Consider the following 19131-nt stretch of genomic DNA (forward strand, 5'->3'; position numbering starts at 1 on the left):
GGCTGATGAAAACGGCGATCCGCGATCCGAACCCGGTGGTGTTTCTGGAGAACGAGATCCTGTACGGGCGGTCGTTCGAGGTGCCGGTGGACCCCGGTTTTACCGTGCCGTTCGGCAAGGCGTCGATCATGCGGAGTGGTTCGGACGTGACGGTGGTGTCCTTCGGGATTGGCGTGTCGCACGCGCTGGCAGCGGCAGAGGCACTGGCCGGCGAAGGGATCAGCGCCGAGGTGATCAACCTGCGGACCCTGCGGCCGATCGACTATGACACGGTGCTGGCTTCGGTCATGAAGACCAACCGCTGTGTGACGGTGGAAGAGGGCTTCCCGGTTGGGTCGATCGGGGACCATCTGGCCTCGACGATCATGCAGAAGGCGTTCGACTACCTGGATGCTCCGGTCATCACCTGCACCGGCAAGGATGTGCCGATGCCCTATGCGGCGAACCTGGAAAAGTTCGCGCTGATCACGCCGGCCGAGATCGTCTCGGCGGTCAAGTCCGTCTGCTACCGGTAAGGAGGGGAATATGGCTGTTCAGATTCTGATGCCCGCGCTGTCCCCGACGATGGAAGAGGGGACGCTGGCGAAATGGCTGGTCAAGGAGGGGGATGCGGTCAAGTCGGGCCAGATCCTGGCCGAGATCGAGACCGACAAGGCGACGATGGAGTTCGAGGCGGTCGATGAGGGGGTCGTCGGGAAGATCCTGGTGGCCGAGGGGACCGCAGGGGTGAAGGTCAACACGCCCATCGCGGTGCTGCTGGATGAGGGTGAGGATGCTTCTGCGGTCGCCTCCTCGTCCGCCTCCTCGTCCGCCGCTGGCGGCTCGTCGGCAGTGACGGTTGCGGCGGTGGCCTCTGCCCCGGCGGCGGCTCCTGTCACGGCGCCGGTTGCTCCGGCTTCGGGTGGTGCGCGGGTCTTTGCGTCGCCCCTGGCGCGGCGGATCGCGAAGGAGAAGGGGCTGGACCTGACCTCGGTCAAGGGTTCGGGTCCGCATGGCCGGATCGTCCGGGCGGATGTTGAGGGGGCGAAGCCGGTGGCTGTTGCTTCGGTGGCGGCCGTTGCGACCGAAGCCCCTGCCCCGGCGAAACCGGCGGCGGTTGGAATGCCGACCGGCATGGCGACCGAGACGGTGCTGAAGATGTACGCGGATCGGGCTTACGAGGAAGTGCCACTGGACGGCATGCGCAAGACGATTGCGGCGCGGCTGACCGAGGCAAAGCAGACGATCCCGCATTTCTACCTTCGGCGTGAGGTGCGGCTGGATGCCCTGATGGCGTTCCGGGAGCAGTTGAATAAGCAGCTTGAGGCCCGGGGGGTGAAGCTTTCCGTCAACGACTTCATCATCAAGGCTTGTGCTGCGGCGTTGCAGGCGGTGCCGAACGCGAATGCGGTCTGGGCGGGCGACCGGATGCTGCGGCTGAAGCCGTCGGATGTAGCGGTGGCTGTGGCGGTGGAGGGCGGGCTTTTCACGCCCGTGTTGCGCGATGCCGACAAGAAGTCGCTGTCCGCCTTGTCGGCGGAGATGAAGGACCTGGCGGCGCGCGCCAAGACCAGGAAGCTTGCGCCACATGAGTATCAGGGCGGGTCGTTTGCGATCTCGAACCTCGGCATGATGGGGATCGAGAACTTCGACGCCGTGATCAACCCGCCACATGGATCGATCCTGGCGGTGGGCGCGGGGTTGAAGAAGCCGGTGGTGATGGGCGACGGGACGATTGGGGTGGCGACGGTGATGTCGATGACGCTGTCGGTCGATCACCGGGTGATCGACGGGGCCTTGGGGGCGGAGTTCCTGAAGGCGGTCATCGAGGCGCTGGAAAACCCGATGGTGATGCTGGCTTAGGCGTCGGAGCGGGGGCTTCACACCCCCGCACCCCCGTGGGATACTTGGACAAAGATGAAAGGGGGGCTTTGGCTCCCCTTTCTTTCTTAGGGCCTATCTGCTTGAAATGATGTTCACGGCGTCTGGATCGTTGGAGGACAAAGGATGAAGGGGCTCTTGGAGCTGATCTCGCTTCTTAGTGTGATCGTCTGTCTGGGCGCAGTCTTCTGGGCTGGTTTGGGATTGCTTTCCGTGTCGAACGAGGTTGGCGACGCATCTCTGCGAACCCGGGAGGTCATTTCTGGCCCTCTGATCGTTGCTGCGGCCGCTGTTGCGATCAACCTCGCGGCTGGCTTCGTCCGCAAGCGGCTTTAGCGGGGCGTGTGGGCCTGGTGTAGCCGCCGACTAGCGCTTCTTCAGGGCAGATATCAGCCGCATCGAGCGCGAGACAATTGTGACGGCTGTGCCCGCGATGATGATCCAGAGTGTCAGCGTGAGCGTCCATTCGCTGGCGTAGAAGGCCGCGACGACGGTACCGACGGTCAGAACTGCCATGCGTTGAGGCTTGGCGAGGGGGCCCGAGAAATCGGGCGGGAAGCCCTCGGCCCGGCCAAGTTCGCGGATGTAGGCAGTGGCGATGGCGAGGGCGGCGGCAAGCATGCCGAGGGCGGGATCACCGGCAGCGAAGCCCGCGCCCGCAAAGAAGAGGAGATCGGAGGCGCGGTCGGGGGCCTCGTTCCAGAAGGGGCCGTCCTTTGCGCCTTTGCCACCCTCAATCGCGACCATCCCGTCGATGAGATTGCAGACGAGGCGGGCCTGGGCTGTGGCAGCGGCGAGGATGAGGCAGAGCCATTGCAGGATGCCGGGGCCGAGGGGCGAAAGTGCATAGAACACGGCGCCGAGTGCCGCAAAGCCGATGGAGGCCTGCGAGATCTGGTTCGGGGTCAGGTCCCTCTCGACGGCCCAGGTGGCCAGCCTGCCGGCCCAGGCCGAGCTGCGTGAGGTCAGGGGGCGACGGTTCTCTGGCGCTTCGGGGGATGTCATGTGGCGGACCAGAAGAAGCGGGTGACATGGAAGAAGATCGGGGCCGCAAAGATAACGCTGTCAAGCCGATCGATAAAGCCGCCATGCCCGGCGATCAGATGGCCCCAGTCCTTCACCCCCCGGTCCCGCTTGATCGCCGACATGACGAGGCCGCCGAAGAAGCCCATCAGCGTGATCATGAGGCAGATGGCTGCGGCCTGAAGCATAGTGAAGGGCGTCATCCACCAAAGTGCGGTGCCGAACGCCGTTGCGGTAAGGGCGCCGCCGATCAGGCCCTCCCAGGTCTTCGAGGGCGAGAGGCTGGGTGCAACCTTGGTGCGGCCCAAAAGCTTGCCCCAGACGTATTGCATGACGTCGGAGAGCTGCACCACGAAGATGAGATAGGCGATGAGGATCACGTTGCGGCCCTCAAACCCCGGGATCTGCAGATAGAGGAGCGCCGGCACGTGGCTGGCGCAATAGACGCAGATCATCAGCGCCCATTGGGTTTCGGAGACACGGATCAGAAAGTCTCTGGTGCTGCCGCGGAGGGCCGAGATCACGGGAAGCAGGAGGAAAGCGTAGACGGGAACGAAGATCGAATACATCCCGTACCAGTCGATCATCAGGAAGTAGTATTGCAACGGCAGGATCAGGAAGAAGCACGCGACAAGCGACAAATGGTCGGCGCGGTTATGGGTGGTGAGCGTCAGAAACTCGCGAAGTGCGGCGAAGGAGCAGAGCGCGAAGAGGATTACAACGCCGGCTTTCCCCGCGATGAAGGCGATGGCCAGCATGATCACCATCACCCACCAGGAGGTGATGCGCGCGTTCAGGTTCTCGATCACCGGATTGTCGCCGGCGGGCGAAAGCCTTTGGCGAAGGATTTCGCCGATGATCGAGGCAAGGATGAGGATCGCGCCGACGCCGACGAGGAGCCAAAGGAGATGCGGGTTGGTCATGCCTGTCCCTGCGCGCGGAGTGCCAGCAGCGCCTGTGACGCGCGGGCGAGGAAGGCATCTTTCGGCTCGTCGGGGGAAAGATGCAGGGGGGCGCCGAACGTAAGGGTGCAGATAAGCGGCACGGGAATGACTTCGCCCTTGGGCATGACCCTGTTTAGATTGGCAATCCAGACCGGGACAAGGTCAACCTCTGGCCGGGTCCTGGCAAGGTGGTAAAGCCCGGACTTGAAGGGCAAAAGCGGCTCGTCCGAGCTGTTGCGCTGGCCTTCGGGGAAGATGATGAGGGATGAGGCCTGGTCGAGGGCGGCGACCATCTGCGTGACGGGATCTTCGGTCCGAGCCTCGGGGCGACGATCGATGAGAACGGCGTTGAAGACCTCTCGGCCTATGAACGCGCGGATCGGGGACTTCAGCCAGTAATCCAAAGCGGCGACGGGCCGGGTCTGACGGCGGAGCGGAGCGGGAAGCGCGGTCCACAACAGGACGAAATCGCCGTTCGAGCTGTGGTTGGCGAAATAGACCCGCTGGTGCGGCACCGGTTCGATCCCCTGCCAGATGGCACGGGGCGCGGTGATGAACCGGGCAAAGATCGATATCGCCTGCCCGACAACCCGGGCTGCGAAGGCGCGAAGGGCGGAGATCATGTCTTGCAGGTCATTCCGCCTTGAGGATCTGGTCCATTGTAAGTGCCGGCTGGGCGCAGCCAGCCTTTCCGACGACGCGGGCTGGGACGCCGGCCACCGTGGTGTTGGGAGGAACGTCTTCCAGCACCACCGACCCCGCGGCGATGCGCGAGCAATGCCCGACATGGATATTGCCCAAGACCTTGGCACCAGCTCCGATCAGTACACCGTCGCCGATCTTGGGATGCCGGTCGCCGTCTTCCTTTCCCGTGCCGCCCAGAGTGACGGAGTGGAGCATGGAGACGTTGTCACCAACGACCGCCGTTTCGCCGATGACGATGGAATGGGCGTGGTCGATCATTATGCCCTTGCCGACGCGGGCTGCAGGGTGGATGTCGACTCCGATTACCTCGGAAACTCGCATCTGGACAAAGTAGGCAAGGTCGATCCGACCCTCCTGCCAGAGCCAGTGGCCGATGCGGTAGGCCTGGACTGCCTGGTAGCCCTTGAAGAAAAGAAGCGGCTGAAGAAAGCGGTGGCAGGCCGGGTCGCGCTCAAAGACCGCCATCAGGTCGGACCGCGCTGCAGAGCCGATTTCGGGATCGACTTCGTAGGCCTCGTCTGCGATCTCGCGAAGGATCTGCTCACTCATCTCGCCGGACGCAAGCTTCAGCGAGAACCGATAGGCGAGCGCCCGCTCCAAGGTGGAATGGTGCAAGAGCCCCGAGTGGATGAGCCCCCCGAGGAGGGGTTCGTTGCGGATCGCCTCGACCGCCTCTTCGCAAACCCGCCGCCAGACCGGATCGACTGCGGTCACTTTGAACTTTGTTTCAAACATCGCGAAGCCTCCGACTTAGGCTTACTCATATCACATCCGGCTCAGGTGGCGACAAGCAAAACTGTGCGGTTGTTCATCAATTCTTGAAATGATCGCCTGTTGCGCCTGTCGCAGCCTACATTGCTTCCCCTAGAACCTGAGCTAACCCTTGGGGCTCGTTGGCCCGGTTTGCTCCGGGCCGCCAACTGTCTTCAGGCCGTCACGTCGATCAGCCGAAACGGCCCCGGACCAAACCGGGCCGACAGCTGAGCCACCACTACCTGAAACGCGCCAGACACCCCATCTTGCGCACGCATGGCCGAGCTATAGAGAAACTGGGGTTGCCCAACGCCATACTCCGCAACGACTACGGCGTTCCTGATCACTCGAACCTGATAGGCTTCGCTCTCTTCACCAAGCGGCACCTCCGGCGCTTGCCAGCTGTCGCCATCGATACGGGTTCGTCGCTTCCAGTCAAAGCGAAGGTCTCCGGTCTGATCTACACAGCGCAGATGTGCCACAGGATAGGGCCGCAGACCTATGCCATCGAAAGCCTCGACGCGGAGCGTGGCATTTGGATCGTCATAGCCGCGCGATGCCGCCCCGACGCGGTAGTACCGCGCCAGCCCTCGGGCAGAGACGGCCAGATCGACCTGAACCAAGGCCAGGTCCAAAAGGACAATCGTGCTTCCGATGGGCCAGACAGCAGGCATGATGCCGTCTGTTCCAAGCTGGCCCCTGAGCCTGATGGAAAGCTCATATGTATCCGGGGCGACAAGTTCGGCGCTGGCAAACTGAAAGACTTCCCAGTTGGCCCCGCTGCCATCACCGATGGCCACCGCATTTGCACCGTTCAGCACGGACGACTGGCTTGCTGAAACGAGCTCGCCGCCAGAGATCTTCACACGCAGCGGCGCGCCGCGGTCCCATGTCCCAGGCGTATGCCCAAGAAGAGGTGACTCTGTCACACCAACTACTGCGGGCGCGGCCAACAGGCGGTTCAACTCATAGCCCGCATCCTCGCTCGCCGACCAAACTGCCACAGAACCAGGCCATGGTTCTGTGGCTACGGCAAGGTGAGGGGCATGGGGGACCTCGTCCCCAGTCATCAGCGGCAAGTCAAGGAACACGGGAACGACGGGCGTAGGGGGCGTGAACGCCCTGACGGCAATGACCTCGTCGCCCTTGTCCGAAGGCAGATAGGCGCCGGGTTCTACCCGCACAGCTTCAAGAAGTTGGCCTTCCGATTGCTCGACCCGGTCAACGCGATACCGGCGGCCGGAGTACTGAACGACGTCTCCTGCCCCGATCAGAAGGCGGGACTTCGGAAGCGCGAACCGCACGGTGTCGCGGGCCACGCGCGCTTCTACAAGCCAACGCTCGACAGTGGCCAGACCCTCGCTTCTGGTAAGGGCCAAGGGCAGATCGGTCTGCGAAACGCCGACCGCTTCCTCATCAGGAAAGCGGGTTTCAACCGAACGGACTTCATAGCTTGACTGCGCATCAATATAGCCAAGACGTACCTGCCCAGCCGTTTCGGCATCGGAAAGCCGGGTGGCCTCGATCCAACCATCAACGTCAGGCGCGACCGCAAGATCCGTATCTCCGATCTCAGCAAGAACACGAGCATCGCGATTTCGAAAAACCAGCTTCCCCTCACGCTCGACGACATCAAAGCCGTAGGAAAGCATCAACGGCTGCAGCGAGGCCCTCGCGGTCGTCACATCGCCCTGCTGGTAGCCCCGGACCAGGCCAAAGAGCGACTCGACGTCCAAGGAATCGACACCCGAGCGTTCGCATAGCTCCGCCACAACCGCTGCAAGCGGCTGATTTGATGCACGCCCATTCAGCCAATGACCACGTGAGTAGTTGGCGCCATCGCTCCAGACATCGGCTTGCCCCGGAAACTCGGGGAACGGCCGCGCGTCCCAAGCCCAGGCACAGGAGTGGTCCATGTCGACCATCTGACTGCCATAGACGGCAGAGACGGGATTGTTGGCGGTTTCGGTCCAATATGACGCCATGGCCAACAGGTACTGCATCTGAACCAGGTCATCGCGGCGGCCATTCGACCAAGCCGGCAGGCCAGACTCGGACGATTTGACGTCGACGAAACGGTTTGGCTGATTGGTACCTTTGTCGATTGCCGGGCAACCGTACTCTGTGAAGCGGAATGGTTTCGAGCCCGGAACCCAAGCGCTCGGCAACGCCGAGCGAACCCCATTCACACGGTCGTGGTGCAGGTTCGACCACCAGGATTTCAGGTCCTTGTAGCGGAAGACCCATGGCTCGCCAAAGGCTTCGTCGTTTATCGGCAAGCGGCGCTGAGCCAGCGCCCCTTCCGGACCGTCATAGTACCAATCGAACCCCTCGCCCCCAGCGATATTGGCGCGAAGATACTCCGGATTGTACACCGCACCGAACTGAACGTCGGCGTGAAGCTCACCCTCCCGCCAATCTGACAGGGGCATGTAGTTGTCGATACCGATGAAGTCGATGTTCGCGTCGGCCCACAGCGGATCGAGGTGAAAATATATATTGCCGTCAACATGGTAGCCGAAGTACTCGGACCAATCTGCGGCATAGCTGATCTTGACATTCGGCCCAAGGATTGCCCTGACGTCGGCCGCCAGCTGACGAAAGGCCGCGACCGTCGGGAAGCTGTCAGCTACACCCCGGATCTGCGTCAATGACCGCATCTCTGACCCGATGCAGAAGGCGTCAACCCCGCCCGCGACCGCACAAAGGCTGGCATAGTGCAGGATGAACCTCCGATATCCCCAATCCGTCGGCCCCGTATAGCTGATCACTTCACCGCTCGCAGCGAAGTGGCTTGGCAGCGCAGCGCCAAAGAATGCACCCACTTCAGTCGCCGCGGCTGCAGTTCTGTCCGGCGTTCCCGGCCGACCCGGCGCCTGCGAAAGCGTTACGCGACCACGCCAGGGCAGCACAGGCTGGGACGCCCCACCTGTCCATGGATCGGGAAGCGCATTGCCGACCGCCTGATCCATCAGGACGAAGGGATAGAACATCACTTCCTTCCCGGCATAACGGATGGCCCGGATCGCCTCGATGACCGAAGCGTCCGAGGGCGTACCGCCGTAGATCGAAGCACCGTCCACCTTGGACACCTCAAGCGCAGCGGCACGGGCAATCCCGCCCGCACGCCAAGGCATCCCAACGCCATCCCTCAGCTTCTGCTCGACCTTTGGCCGGATCGTGCAAGACGAACAACGAAGATCATCGCCAAACCAGGAAACGACCAGCGACACCGAACCGACACTCGGCAGTTCCTGCGTCAGCTGCTCGAAGCTCGTCACGAAATCGGTCTTGCCAGACGGAGAATGGACATTGGCCGTGCGGTTGCGTCCCGGCGCTTCGGCATAGTGCACCGGCGTCGTCGCAAGTCCGTACTCGCCGGTGCCAGGGATCAGCGCTACACCCCGCACCGCACCGGCAAGGGTTTCAGCCGGGTCAACTGCCGGTCCCTGAGCGGCGCGCACCACTTCAAAGCTGAACTGCGGTACCCGATTGCCGTAAGGCGCTAGCTCCAGGTCCTCAATGACCAGATACGCCAGGCCGCGATAGGCCGGAGCCTTTCCCGCACCTTCGATCGCCTCGATCAGCGGATCCGGCAGCTGGGTCTCGCTGCCAGAATAAAGCCGAAGGTTCAGATCCAGGGCCGATATCTCGTTTCCATCCGCCCAGACGCGACCGATCCGCAGAATCTCTCCCTCGCAAAGCGCAATCGCCAGGCTCACCGAGTAGCTGTATTCGTTGACCTTCGGTTTGGGGGCGCCTTTGCCTGTCCTGCGGCGACGCACCGTCTCGGTAAACTCCGTCGCCCAGATCACCTGACCCGCAACGCGCATCCGGCCCCAGATCTGGCCGATCGCCCCCCCTTCCCCGGCACCGGTCAGACGAAGCCGGTCAAGCCGACCGATATCCACCGGCTCCGAGCCTGAGCCCAGAATGCGCTGGTCGATGGCTTTGCCAATAGTGGCCCCAATGGCCCGACCGATCACCGCGCCGGAAAGCCCCAGCACGGTCCCGCCGAACCCCGCGCCAATCGCAGCACCCGCGGCGGAAAGAAGCAGTGTGGCCATTCAGTTGATTCCCTCTGGAAAAGCAAAGCGCGCGGCGATCCGGCGCATCCAAGGCAAAGAAAGCGAGCTCTCGATCACACCGAAGCCCGTGTAGGAGTGGATGAAGCGCGGATGAGCTCCGATCTCGGATTGCAGGCCCAGATGCTTGGCAATGCTGCCCTCCCGCATCCGAAACAGCAGGACATCGCCAGCCGCCGCATCCCCCATCGGCTTTGGCACCAGCCAGCGTTCGGCTGCCTCAAACAGGACCTCTACATGCGCGGGCTCGGCCCAATCCTCGGTATAGGTGGGTACCCTCTCTGGCTCCTCGCCAAAGGTCGCCCGCCATGTTCCGCGAAGCAGGCCCAGGCAGTCAGTTCCAAGTCCCTTGGCGCTGGCCTGATGCAGATAGGGCGTACCGATCCACTGCCGCGCCTCGGCGACCACCTTTTCTGCAACCGTCATCTCAAGGCCCCGCCCAGAATGTTCCCGCCAAAGCGCCTTGCACCGCCACTGGGGCGATCTGGGACGGGATAAGATGCCAACCAGTCCTCGCCCGGGATATGCGGAAAGCCCCGGAAGTTCAGGAAATTGGCAAACTTCGTCCGGCAAAGCCCGACAGTCTTGTCGCATCCCGCCATCACACGAACCGTATCGCCGACAACCACCGATGCGCCGATGGACTGCCAAAGCTCTATCCTGCGGGCAGACCCTTCCAGCCGATCGATCTTGACCACACCGACCAGACCCGCAGCTTCACCGCTGGTGACTTCGAAGCGGCCGTTCTCGAACCAACGGTCGTCGAACCCGGTGAAACTCGCAAACTCGAATATCCGCCCATCGGCGACGGCCTCGACCGCGCGGTCAGCAAAGTAGCCCGGCTGTGCAAGGTCGAACCTGCACCGGCTGTCTCCCAGGATAGCAGAGCAGCCCGGCGTGTAGGCCATGCCATGCGGACGGTTCAAAAGGTCGCTCAAGCCGCGAAGCTCGGCCTTGAAGCTGCCGCCAGAGCGGGTGATCTCGCCAAGATGCCCCCGGAACTGCTCGATGAAGCTCTCGGGCTCCTGCCAGTTGACCAGGTAAGACCGGACCTCGGCCCCATCAAAGCGTCCCGCAAGGAGGTCAGCCTCAGTGATGGCCGCCGCGCTGAGCGCCCCAAACGCTTCGGTGTTGTCGACCGACAACCCCGTTGTCTGTTGCAGCGCGCGTGCCGTCATCCCGGTGTCGGCCCGGCAAAGCACACCGTCCACTACCAGGTTGCGGTCATGGTCCGTGAAGCCCAGAACCACCCCATCGCGACGCCGTACTGCCCAGGCCCGGCAAACACTGGTCGAGCCCGTGGCCAAGTGCGCAAAAAGTGCTTCCTTGGTCATAGCCGGATCTCCATCACCGGAACCGTTGGCACATCGCCTGCCTGAAAAGATGCCACCGAGGTCTGGATCGCATCCGTATCGAAGCGGACCGGCACGTCGAACTCGAAGCCCGCCGTCACGCGCGTCCCAAGATCGGGTGGCAGCGTGAACGTCAGTTCGCCCCTCTCGGCGTCGACTGTGAACTCCAACCCTTCGATCTTCCGATCGTCCGACACCGCGACCACCACTGTCCCCGCCACCGGTTTCCGGATTGGACGGGAATAGCTCTGCAGGCCCGACAAATAGGTCTTCTGCAGCTGGAAGACCGTGGTCACCCCATCGCCCGTCCCGATAAGCTGATCGTCCGGAGCAGGGTTCGCCGATGGCGCACAGGACTTGTAGTCCGACCAATCCTTCCAGCGGAACCCATGCAGCTGCCCGGCCCGCGCCTCGAAGAACGCGATCAGCGTTTCGACGTCGTCCAGCGACCGCAGGCCAACGCCCGCGTCATAGCGCCGCCGGGAATGTGCCCAGGGCGTGTTGCGTTCCTCAAACCCGTTGGCCAGGGTGACGATCTCGGTCCGCCGCTCGGGGCCGCCGACTGACCCGAAGCTCAGGTTTGCCGGGAAGCGTATCTCGTGAAAGGCCATGATCTTTCCCTCAGCGATTGCGTTGACCGCGGGCAAGCGCGCGGCTTACCTGGGCCGCCACTTGCGATTGACTGCGCTGGAAGCCCTGAACGTCCGGCGTCGTGATGTTCATCACCACATTGACGCTGCGGCCCCCGCCTGCCTGCACCCCAAGCTTCCCGTCCGGACCCCGCGCCAAAGGCATGATCGCCTCGGGCCCCGCCTCGCCCATCAGGCCGCGCCCGCCCCGCATCGGAAAAGTCGTGGGTGCCGCCACAATGCCGCCCTTCGCGAACGGCATCACCCGGCCTTGCGAAAACGCCCCGCCACTGGCAAACGGCATCCCTGCCCCCATGACCGACGAGATGCCCTGTGCAAGGAACCCGCCGATCGCCCCGGTGATCGGCTTCATTGCGATCGAGTAGATCGTATCGACGATCGTGTTCGCCACCGTCTTCAGCGCGTCGTTCAACTTCATCCCGTCGAAGACCAGCCCGTCGAAGGCCTTCCGCAACCCCCCACTGATCCCGCTCGACAGCGTGTTCACCTCTCGACCGGTGAAGATCATCGTCTCCCGCATCCGGGCAAGCTCGCCATCGAACGCCGCCACCATCGACACCGAAGAGCCCAGCTGCGCTTCAAGCGCCTGCAGCTGCTCCTGCATCGTTCCGATATCCGCCATCGCGCCCATCCTTCTTCACATCAGGGAACGCGGCGGCCAGTTCCGCCAGCCGCGCGCGTGTCAGGGGCGGGACCATCTGTTCCCGCCCCAACATGATCCGGAGTTCAACCGGCGTAAGCCGCCAGAAGACCGCTGGCTCCAGGCCAAGGCCGTTGAGGCCCGCCTGCATCAAGCCCCGCCAGTCGACACCGCTCATGGCTCGCCCGGCAACGAGAACGCCCGCGCCAGAAGTTCCGCCGCCGCCCGCGCCGCCTCGACCGGCCCACCGCCGATCTCGACCGTCCGCAGATCGGCGGCCGAGCCCTGCCAGCCCCCGCCCCGCAGGCCCGCCACGATCAGGGCAAGTACATCGCGGGTGGAAAACTTCCGCGCCTCGAACCGCTCGACCAGATCAATCAGCGACCCCGTCTCCAGCGCCTCTTCCAGCTCTGCCAGCGCGCCCAGCGTCAGCTTGGCCACGTGGCGCTGGCCATCCAGCCAGATCGCCACCTCGCCCGACCAGGGGTTCGCCATCAGAGCGCCGTGAACGTCAGGGCGCCCGCCGAGGCCATGGCCATCTCGTAGGTCGCCTCGTCATTGTGGCTGCCGGAGTACTCGATCGAGGTGATCTGGAACGGCCCCTCGATGATGCCGAAGCTCGGGATAACCACCTGAAATTTAGGGATTTCACCGTTGAAGAACACCTGGCGCGCACGCTCATCCGTGTTCTCGTCGCGGAAGACGCCAGAGCCCGAGATCGAGGCCGACTTGACCCCCGCCCCCGCCAGAAGCTCACGCCACCCGCCCTGGCTTTCCAGGCTGGTGACGTCCACCGATTCCGTATTGAAGCTGATCCGCGTCGCCCGCAGCCCGGCGATGGTCACGAACTGACCGTCCCCCGTCTGGTCGATCTTGATCAGCAAGTCCTTGCCGCTTTGCACAGCCATGTCCGCTCTCCGTCATAAGATGAATGTCGGCGCCAAGCGCCTCCCCTCCCCCTCGTGGGGAGGGGATGGGGGTGGGGGGCTCCCGCCCCTACAACTGAACCCGCGCCCGGAAGGTCAGGTCGATCCTGCGCGTCGCGCCCTCTTCGATCCTGCGGGCCGAGGCGCGAAGGAAGAAGAGGCTCACCAGCTGCCCCCGGCTCAACGTCAGGGACGCACCGATCAGGGCGTCCGAGATATCGGCCGCGATGGTCTTGATCGACAGGAACCCGGTCGCATCGGTGATCACGCTGATCACCATCTGATGCTCGGCCCCCGCGCCCGACTTGTCGGACTGATCCCGCGCCTCCTCCGGGCCGATCAGCACGAAGGTCCCCGTCGCATTCGGCGGCACCGCATCGTGGATCGCGACACCGGACAGGGCTGGAAATCCAGTCAGCCGTTGGAAAACCGCCTGCTGCAGGGCGGGCGCTGCACCGTAACTCATTTCGGCACCTCCTCACGGGCAAAGCAGGTCAGGTAGCGACCGGACTGGTCACGCTCGGTCACCGCCTGGATCAGGAACAACCTCGCGCCTTCGCGGAACCGCTGCCCGGCCTTGGGTCGGGAAGCAGCGCCAAAGGGCGCCGCGCGCACTGTCACACGGTAAGGCACCGCTGACAGCATCCGCTCTTCCCCCAAGGTGTCGCTGCCGGATCCCGGCAGAACTTCGGCCCAAAGCGTGCCCAGCGCGGTCCAGGCCTCGGTGAACCCCCCCGCGCCGTCAGGCGAGCGCACCGCACCCTCCAGCACCAGCGTCCGGTTCAGATGCGGGGCGTTCATTTCCGGCCCCCACCCAGCAGTCGCACCGTCCGCCAGCGCTCGATCAGCGTGACCACGCCAAAAGGCAGCCCCGCCGTCTGTGAACCGTCATCGTGGCGATGCTCATAGTACTCCCCGGCCAGCAGCAGCACCGCCTGCCGCAGATCCACCGGCAGATCGGTCCAGGCCGGGCCAAAGCCCGCATCGAACGCCACCTTCACCAGCCCATCGGTCGGGATGATCGGCAGGGCCGTGCCCTTCCCCGCCAACCTTGGCCGATGCAGGTCCGGGATCAGCCGATAGGCCGCTGCGGGAACGACCGTCTCGCCACCAGCCACATCGACCAGCGTCACACTGGCGATCCCGGCCACAGGCGAAACCGGAAGCGCCTGTTCATCCCCATCGCGCCAGCACTCCAGCACCCACAGGAACTGCCGGCGGTACAGCATCTTGCCGATCCGCCCTTCGATTGCTGCCATCGCGGCCCGCAGATAGGCCTCGATCAGCCCGTCCTGCAGCCCGTCGTCAGCAAAGCCGCTGCCCATCCGCAGATGGTCCTTCATCTCTTCCACCGGCAAGGCCACTGACGGCACCGGGGTCACTTCGGTCAACATCATGATCAGATCTCCGCCCGCGGCCGGGCCTCAAGGGAATTGCAGGCGCGGAAAGGCCCGGCCCTGGTAAGGGGCCGGGCCAGAAGGCTTACGACACCGCGATCTTCAGAAGCTTGATCGCCGCAAAGTCGGTGATGTCGCCCCCCACGCGCTTGTTGGCGTAGAAGAGGACGTTGGGCTTGGCCGAGAACGGATCGCGCAGGATGCGCAGGTCCGGACGCTCGGCAATCGTGTAGGCCGAACGGAAATCACCGAAAGCGATGGCATGGGCGTTCGCCGCGATGTCCGGCATGTCTTCGGAAACAAGCACCGGATAGCCCATCAGGCGCGAAGGCTCGCCCGCCGCCAGACCGTCCGACCAGAGGAACCGGCCATCCGCGTCCTTCATCTTGCGCACCGCGCCCACGGTCTTCGAGTTCATCACGAAGGTCGCGTTCGCCCGGTAGTCCGCGCCCAGCGCATAGACCAGGTTGATGATGCAGTCCGCCGGGTTCGTGGTCGCAAAGTCAGCCGCAGCACCCGTGGGCACATAGCCGATGTTGCCCCAGGTCCAAGAGGCGTTCGCAACCTTGGTCGGCAGCAGGATGCCCTTCGGCTTGTCCACGCCATCGCCGTTGATGAAGGCCGCGGCCTCGGCACGGATGAAGCGGGTCGCGATCTTCTCGGCCAGCCAGCCTTCGACGTCAAAGGCGCTGTCGTCCAGAAGGCGCTGCGAGGCTTTCGGCATCGCCGCCAGCTCGTGCAGCTTGATCGAGATGCGCTCGATCACCGGGGTCGCCGTTTCGGTGGTGGCCGCCGCTTCGGTAGCCCAGCCCGAACCCACTTCCGACCGGTCGACGATCACGTCGAACGAGGTCGCTTCGACCTGCACCAGATTGGCCACCGACCGCAGCGACGAGGTCGCGAACAGCATCGACCGGATCCGGTCCGCGGTTTGCGGATCGACCAGATAGCCACCGTCTGCGGCAACCGCGGTCGACATTGCCTTGCCTTCCAGGGTCAGGCCGCGCAGGCCGTCATCATCGCCCGAGCGCAGATAGGCGTTGAACGCCTTCTGATGCGGGGCTTCCGTCTCCGCACGGGCCGAAAGTGCGGGGCGGCCATAGGCCATCGTCTTTGCGTTCAGCATGGTCAATCGCTCTTCCTGATGTTTCAGCGTGGATTTAACTTCTTCCTGAAAGCTGCTGAATTCTTTCAGGAAACCGGTCATGGCGGCTTTCGCCTCCGCCGCCGGTGATTGGGCCAAAGGCAAACCTTCCCCGGCCCGAGCCTTGGTCTCGGTCATCGTCATCTTCCCTTTCGATCTTCGGACAAAGCTGGTGCGGAAGGTTCCGCGCCTCCCCTCCCCCTCGTGGGGAGGGGTTGGGGGTGGGGGGCTCTTTCAAGAAACCCTGACTAACGCCCGGCCAGAGTGCGGCGCGCGTCCTCGAAGACCGCCGCCATGTCGCGCCAATCGTCGTCCAAAGCCTCCGCCTTGGCCGAAACCCGCGCCTCGGGAAGCATCGGGAAGGTCACCAGCGAAACCTCCCAAAGCTCCAGCTCCGACAACAGGCGCTGCCCCTTGCCGTCGCGTTCCGCCTTCACCGTCCGGTAGCCGATCGACAGCCCGTCAATCGCCCCGGCCTCCAGAAGCGCCGCTGCCTCGCGGCCCTTCTCGACCTGCGGCAGAATGCGCCCCTTGACCCAAAGGCCCGTCGCATCCTCGCGCACCTCGTCCCAGACCCCGATCGGCTGACCAGGATCATGCTGCCACAGCATCTTGACCCGCCCGCCCTTGGCCGCCAACCGCTTCAGGCTCGCCGCATAGGCCCCCTTCTGCACCACGTCACCGCCCTGATCGGTCTGGCCGAACAGCGAGGCATAGCCCGCCACCACATGCCCCTCGGTCACCACCAGCCCCGCATCGGGCCGGTGGAACTTGCGCTCCGGCGCGCCGTAACTGTCGCTCATCGCCTCACCTCATCGCCGCCTGAATTACCGTTTCGGCCATCTGCGCCAGCAGGAAGGCGGCCACGCCGTACACCCCCACCCAGATCCGCTTCTCCAGCCGCTCCAGCGTCGCCTCGATCAGCCCCAGCCGGTACTCCAACCCCGACCAGCGCTCCTCGGCCACCCGCTCGTTGGCCTCGATCCGGGCGGCAGCGGCATCGAAGCTCTCGTAGACGAACCGCGAGCCGCCCTCGCTGCGCCGCGTGGTCATTCGTCCTCCGCGACCTTGGGCAGCCCCAGAAGCACCCGCTTCTCGGCCACCGTCAGAAAATCCGCCGCGGCCACCCGCGCCCATTGCTGGTCACGCTCCGCCGCCAACGCCGGGACCTGATCCAGGTCGGGCCGCAGATCGACCGCTTCACCCGCAAAGGTCGAAAGCCAATGCGCCAGATCCGCCATCACCTTGGTCGCCAAGGGCAATACCGTCAGCCGATAGAACGCACGGTTCGCCTCCTGATAGTTCGCGTAAGTCGCATCCCCCGGGATCCCCATCAGCATCGGCGGCACCCCGAACGCGATGGCAATCTCGCGCGCCGCCGCTTCCTTGGTCTTCTGGAACTCCATATCCGAAGGCGAGAACCCCATCGGCTTCCAGTCCAGGCCCCCCTCCAGCAGCATCGGCCGCCCGGCATTCCGCGCGCCCTGATGATGCGACTCCATCTCGGAAACCAACCGGTCATACTGGTCGGCGCTCAACGACGAACCCCCGTCCGCCCCCTTGTAGACAATCGCCCCCGAAGGCCGCGCCGCGTTGTCCAGCAAAGCCTTCGACCAGGCCGAAGCGCTGTTGTGCACGTCCACCGCCACCGCCGCCGCCTGCATTGGCGAAAAGCCGTAGTGATCGTCCTGCGGATGGAAACTCCGCAGATGGCAGATCGGGTTCAGGGCCCCGGAGACATCATAGCGATGCGTCCGCCCCCCAACCGTGTAGTCATAGGCCACCGGCCAGCCGTCCGCCCCCGGCACCAGGTTCATCCGGTCCGACCGCAGCACATGCAGCTCACCCGGCATCGCCGAGACGCCCGGTACCGCCTCGACATAGGCGTTCCCGGCCAGAAGCAGATGCCCGTAGACCGCCTCCAGAAACTCCGCCCGGCCCTGAGCCCCGTTCGGGCGGCCGATCAGGCCCATCACCGGATGCGTCTCGAACCGCTGCACGTCGTTCTGGCAGACCAAGGGCAGCGCCGCCGCCGCCTCGGCGATCAGCCGGACCGCCCGGAAACCGACCGGGTTCCCCTGAAACCCGCTCCGCGTCAGCGAACCCACATCCCGCGGGCTCCAGGCCACGCGGCCCGCATTGCCCCAGGCGATCACCCGCCCCACGGCACTGGCCTTGCGCTCCGGCACCACCTGCACCGGCGCCTTCCGCAGAAAATCGAACACCATCTCGCGCTCCTTCAGAAATCCCGGCCAATCGCCCCCAGCGCCCCCGCCCCCAAAAGAGGCCGGAACTTTCGCCCCCATGGGCATTCTTCGTCTGCAAGTATCCCCGCCGGAGGCTTCCGAACCCTAAACCGACCGTACGCTGGGTCGCGCAACAGCCTGCGGCGTGATCATCAGGTCCGTCAGCGCCCAGACGAGCGCATCCAGCCGGTCAGGCGAACCCGACCCCTGCCAGCCTGCCGCCGTCATCCTGCACATCTGCTCTTCCAGGGCGCCCAGCCCCCTGACATGCGCCACACGCCCCTGCTCGTACAACGCGGCCACAGGCTCGGCCCGCAGCATCTTCGACTTTGTCGCATGGACCCCCCGGTACGGCACCAGCGGATCGATCATCCGTACCAGCTGCTCCACCAGATCACCGCCCTGGTTCACCTCGGCCACCAGCCGATCCGCCCCATGCCGCTCCATCGCAGCCAGCGCCGCGCGCGCCCAGCCTTCGGGTGAGGCTCCCTTGACCGAAGCATCCTCCAGCACCACCGCCCGCCAGGTCCGCGGATCGCCCCGCGTGTCCGCCCCCACGACCACTATCCCGCATTCGTCGCTGGACTTGTGCGCCGTCACCGGCGGGTCGACCGCAACGACAACCCTGCTCATCTCCGGCGCCCGATCCACCCTTGCCGCTTCCAGCATGGCCGAAGTCCAGAGCGCACCTTCCTCGTCCTCGACCAGCACACCCTCCAGCTCCTGCCGCCCCTTTGACGTGCCGCCAAAGCGCGCCTGCACCTCGGCCAGGAAGCTTTCCGCCAGATAGGCCCGGTTCGCCTCGGTCGGCGCATGGGTGATCACCGACGAGGGGTTCTTCAGGATCGCCTTCAGCACCCCCACACCCCGCGGCGTCGTCGTCACCACCGCCTGGGGGTTCGTCCCCAGCCGCAACGCAAACTGCAGCTGATCCCAGGCCTCTGCCCCCTTCTTCCACTTGCCGAGCTCATCCGCCCAGGCCGCATCGAACTGCGGCCCCCGCAGCGCTTCGGGTTCATGCGCCGAAAACACCTGCGCCACCGCGCCGTTCGGCCAGAGGAGCTGCTGGCGTGACGACTGCCACTCGGGCTTCCGGTCCGGGGGCGAACAGGCAATGATCCCGCTCTCCCCCAAGACCATCACTTCGCGCACCTGATCGATCGTCTCACCGATCAGCGCCACCCGCCTCGCCCGGCCCGGATCCCCGGGCCCCGCACCCTCGACCTGCGACCGCACCCATTCTGACCCCGCACGCGTCTTGCCCGCGCCACGCCCGCCCATGATCACCCAGGTCTTCCAGGCGCCCCTTGGGGGCAACTGATGCGGCAGCGCCCAGAACTCGAAGACCCAGGGCAGCGCCAGAAGCGCATTCTGGCTCAAGCCCGACAGGAACTCGTCAACCTCCT

Annotated in this window: 23 protein-coding genes; 3 read left to right on the forward strand and 20 right to left on the reverse strand. The window is 64.6% G+C overall.

Going from position 1 to position 19131, the window contains the following annotated elements; genetic code table 11:
• The 3 genes from ACRCSW_RS25145 to ACRCSW_RS25155 all read left to right on the forward strand — a co-directional run.
• Positions 1-515, forward strand: a 515-nt coding sequence (locus ACRCSW_RS25145) for a transketolase C-terminal domain-containing protein (protein WP_438708390.1), incomplete at its 5' end; no start/stop codon positions are given.
• A gap of 10 nt (positions 516-525) precedes the next feature.
• Positions 526-1842, forward strand: a complete 1317-nt coding sequence (locus tag ACRCSW_RS25150) for a pyruvate dehydrogenase complex dihydrolipoamide acetyltransferase (RefSeq protein ID WP_438708391.1) — start codon at positions 526-528, stop codon at positions 1840-1842.
• 144 nt (positions 1843-1986) lie between these two features.
• Complete coding sequence (locus ACRCSW_RS25155; RefSeq protein WP_438708392.1) at positions 1987-2196, forward strand: hypothetical protein; 210 nt, start codon at positions 1987-1989, stop codon at positions 2194-2196.
• A 30-nt stretch (positions 2197-2226) separates the two neighbouring features.
• Here ACRCSW_RS25155 and ACRCSW_RS25160 read toward each other — a convergent pair whose 3' ends face one another.
• The 20 genes from ACRCSW_RS25160 to ACRCSW_RS25255 all read right to left on the reverse strand — a co-directional run.
• Positions 2227-2865, reverse strand: a complete 639-nt coding sequence (locus ACRCSW_RS25160; protein ID WP_438708393.1) for a CDP-alcohol phosphatidyltransferase family protein — start codon at positions 2863-2865, stop codon at positions 2227-2229.
• The gene (locus ACRCSW_RS25165; protein WP_438708394.1) at positions 2862-3806 is read right to left on the reverse strand and encodes a phosphatidate cytidylyltransferase; all 945 of its coding nucleotides are present in this window, start codon (positions 3804-3806) and stop codon (positions 2862-2864) included. The genes ACRCSW_RS25160 and ACRCSW_RS25165 overlap by 4 nt, the downstream gene beginning before the upstream one ends.
• A complete protein-coding gene (locus ACRCSW_RS25170; RefSeq protein ID WP_438708395.1) occupies positions 3803-4450 on the reverse strand; it encodes a lysophospholipid acyltransferase family protein in 648 nt (215 codons plus the stop codon). Before ACRCSW_RS25170 ends, ACRCSW_RS25165 begins: the two co-directional genes overlap by 4 nt.
• A gap of 10 nt (positions 4451-4460) precedes the next feature.
• Positions 4461-5267: a serine O-acetyltransferase gene (gene cysE, locus ACRCSW_RS25175; protein ID WP_438708396.1), complete on the reverse strand. Its 807-nt coding sequence runs from the start codon at positions 5265-5267 to the stop codon at positions 4461-4463.
• Positions 5268-5458: 191 nt separating this feature from the next.
• Positions 5459-9352 (reverse strand): baseplate multidomain protein megatron, encoded by a 3894-nt coding sequence (locus ACRCSW_RS25180; RefSeq protein ID WP_438708397.1) that lies wholly within the window; start codon positions 9350-9352, stop codon positions 5459-5461.
• Complete coding sequence (locus ACRCSW_RS25185; RefSeq protein ID WP_438708398.1) at positions 9353-9796, reverse strand: peptidase; 444 nt, start codon at positions 9794-9796, stop codon at positions 9353-9355.
• Positions 9793-10704: a DUF2163 domain-containing protein gene (locus ACRCSW_RS25190; protein ID WP_438708399.1), complete on the reverse strand. Its 912-nt coding sequence runs from the start codon at positions 10702-10704 to the stop codon at positions 9793-9795. The genes ACRCSW_RS25185 and ACRCSW_RS25190 overlap by 4 nt, the downstream gene beginning before the upstream one ends.
• The gene (locus tag ACRCSW_RS25195) at positions 10701-11333 is read right to left on the reverse strand and encodes a phage distal tail protein, Rcc01695 family (protein ID WP_438708400.1); all 633 of its coding nucleotides are present in this window, start codon (positions 11331-11333) and stop codon (positions 10701-10703) included. Before ACRCSW_RS25195 ends, ACRCSW_RS25190 begins: the two co-directional genes overlap by 4 nt.
• Positions 11334-11343: 10 nt before the next feature.
• Complete coding sequence (locus ACRCSW_RS25200) at positions 11344-11994, reverse strand: phage tail tape measure protein (protein ID WP_438708401.1); 651 nt, start codon at positions 11992-11994, stop codon at positions 11344-11346.
• Positions 11951-12190 carry a rcc01693 family protein gene (locus tag ACRCSW_RS25205; RefSeq protein ID WP_438708402.1) on the reverse strand — a complete coding sequence of 80 codons (240 nt, stop codon included), beginning with the start codon at positions 12188-12190 and terminating at the stop codon, positions 11951-11953. Before ACRCSW_RS25205 ends, ACRCSW_RS25200 begins: the two co-directional genes overlap by 44 nt.
• The gene (locus tag ACRCSW_RS25210; protein WP_438708403.1) at positions 12187-12507 is read right to left on the reverse strand and encodes a gene transfer agent family protein; all 321 of its coding nucleotides are present in this window, start codon (positions 12505-12507) and stop codon (positions 12187-12189) included. The genes ACRCSW_RS25205 and ACRCSW_RS25210 overlap by 4 nt, the downstream gene beginning before the upstream one ends.
• Positions 12507-12920 carry a phage major tail protein, TP901-1 family gene (locus tag ACRCSW_RS25215; protein ID WP_438708404.1) on the reverse strand — a complete coding sequence of 138 codons (414 nt, stop codon included), beginning with the start codon at positions 12918-12920 and terminating at the stop codon, positions 12507-12509. Before ACRCSW_RS25215 ends, ACRCSW_RS25210 begins: the two co-directional genes overlap by 1 nt.
• A gap of 88 nt (positions 12921-13008) precedes the next feature.
• Entirely contained in the window at positions 13009-13404 is a 396-nt protein-coding gene (locus tag ACRCSW_RS25220; RefSeq protein ID WP_438708405.1) for a DUF3168 domain-containing protein, read from the reverse strand.
• A complete protein-coding gene (locus ACRCSW_RS25225) occupies positions 13401-13739 on the reverse strand; it encodes a head-tail adaptor protein (protein WP_438708406.1) in 339 nt (112 codons plus the stop codon). Before ACRCSW_RS25225 ends, ACRCSW_RS25220 begins: the two co-directional genes overlap by 4 nt.
• A complete protein-coding gene (locus tag ACRCSW_RS25230) occupies positions 13736-14335 on the reverse strand; it encodes a head-tail connector protein (RefSeq protein WP_438708407.1) in 600 nt (199 codons plus the stop codon). The genes ACRCSW_RS25225 and ACRCSW_RS25230 overlap by 4 nt, the downstream gene beginning before the upstream one ends.
• An 85-nt stretch (positions 14336-14420) precedes the next feature.
• Positions 14421-15617 carry a phage major capsid protein gene (locus ACRCSW_RS25235; protein ID WP_438708408.1) on the reverse strand — a complete coding sequence of 399 codons (1197 nt, stop codon included), beginning with the start codon at positions 15615-15617 and terminating at the stop codon, positions 14421-14423.
• A 110-nt stretch (positions 15618-15727) separates the two neighbouring features.
• Positions 15728-16282, reverse strand: coding sequence for an HK97 family phage prohead protease (locus ACRCSW_RS25240; RefSeq protein ID WP_438708409.1), 555 nt, complete (start codon positions 16280-16282; stop codon positions 15728-15730).
• A 4-nt stretch (positions 16283-16286) separates the two neighbouring features.
• Positions 16287-16532 (reverse strand): GTA head formation protein, RCAP_rcc01685 family, encoded by a 246-nt coding sequence (locus ACRCSW_RS25245; RefSeq protein ID WP_438708410.1) that lies wholly within the window; start codon positions 16530-16532, stop codon positions 16287-16289.
• Positions 16529-17707, reverse strand: a complete 1179-nt coding sequence (locus ACRCSW_RS25250; RefSeq protein ID WP_438708411.1) for a phage portal protein — start codon at positions 17705-17707, stop codon at positions 16529-16531. The genes ACRCSW_RS25245 and ACRCSW_RS25250 overlap by 4 nt, the downstream gene beginning before the upstream one ends.
• Positions 17708-17830: 123 nt before the next feature.
• Positions 17831-19131: DNA-packaging protein (locus ACRCSW_RS25255; RefSeq protein ID WP_438708412.1), on the reverse strand; the 1301-nt coding region annotated here is incomplete at its 5' end.

The sequence above is a fragment of the Tabrizicola sp. genome (genome assembly GCF_051645465.1).
Taxonomy (GTDB): Bacteria; Pseudomonadota; Alphaproteobacteria; order Rhodobacterales; family Rhodobacteraceae; genus Tabrizicola.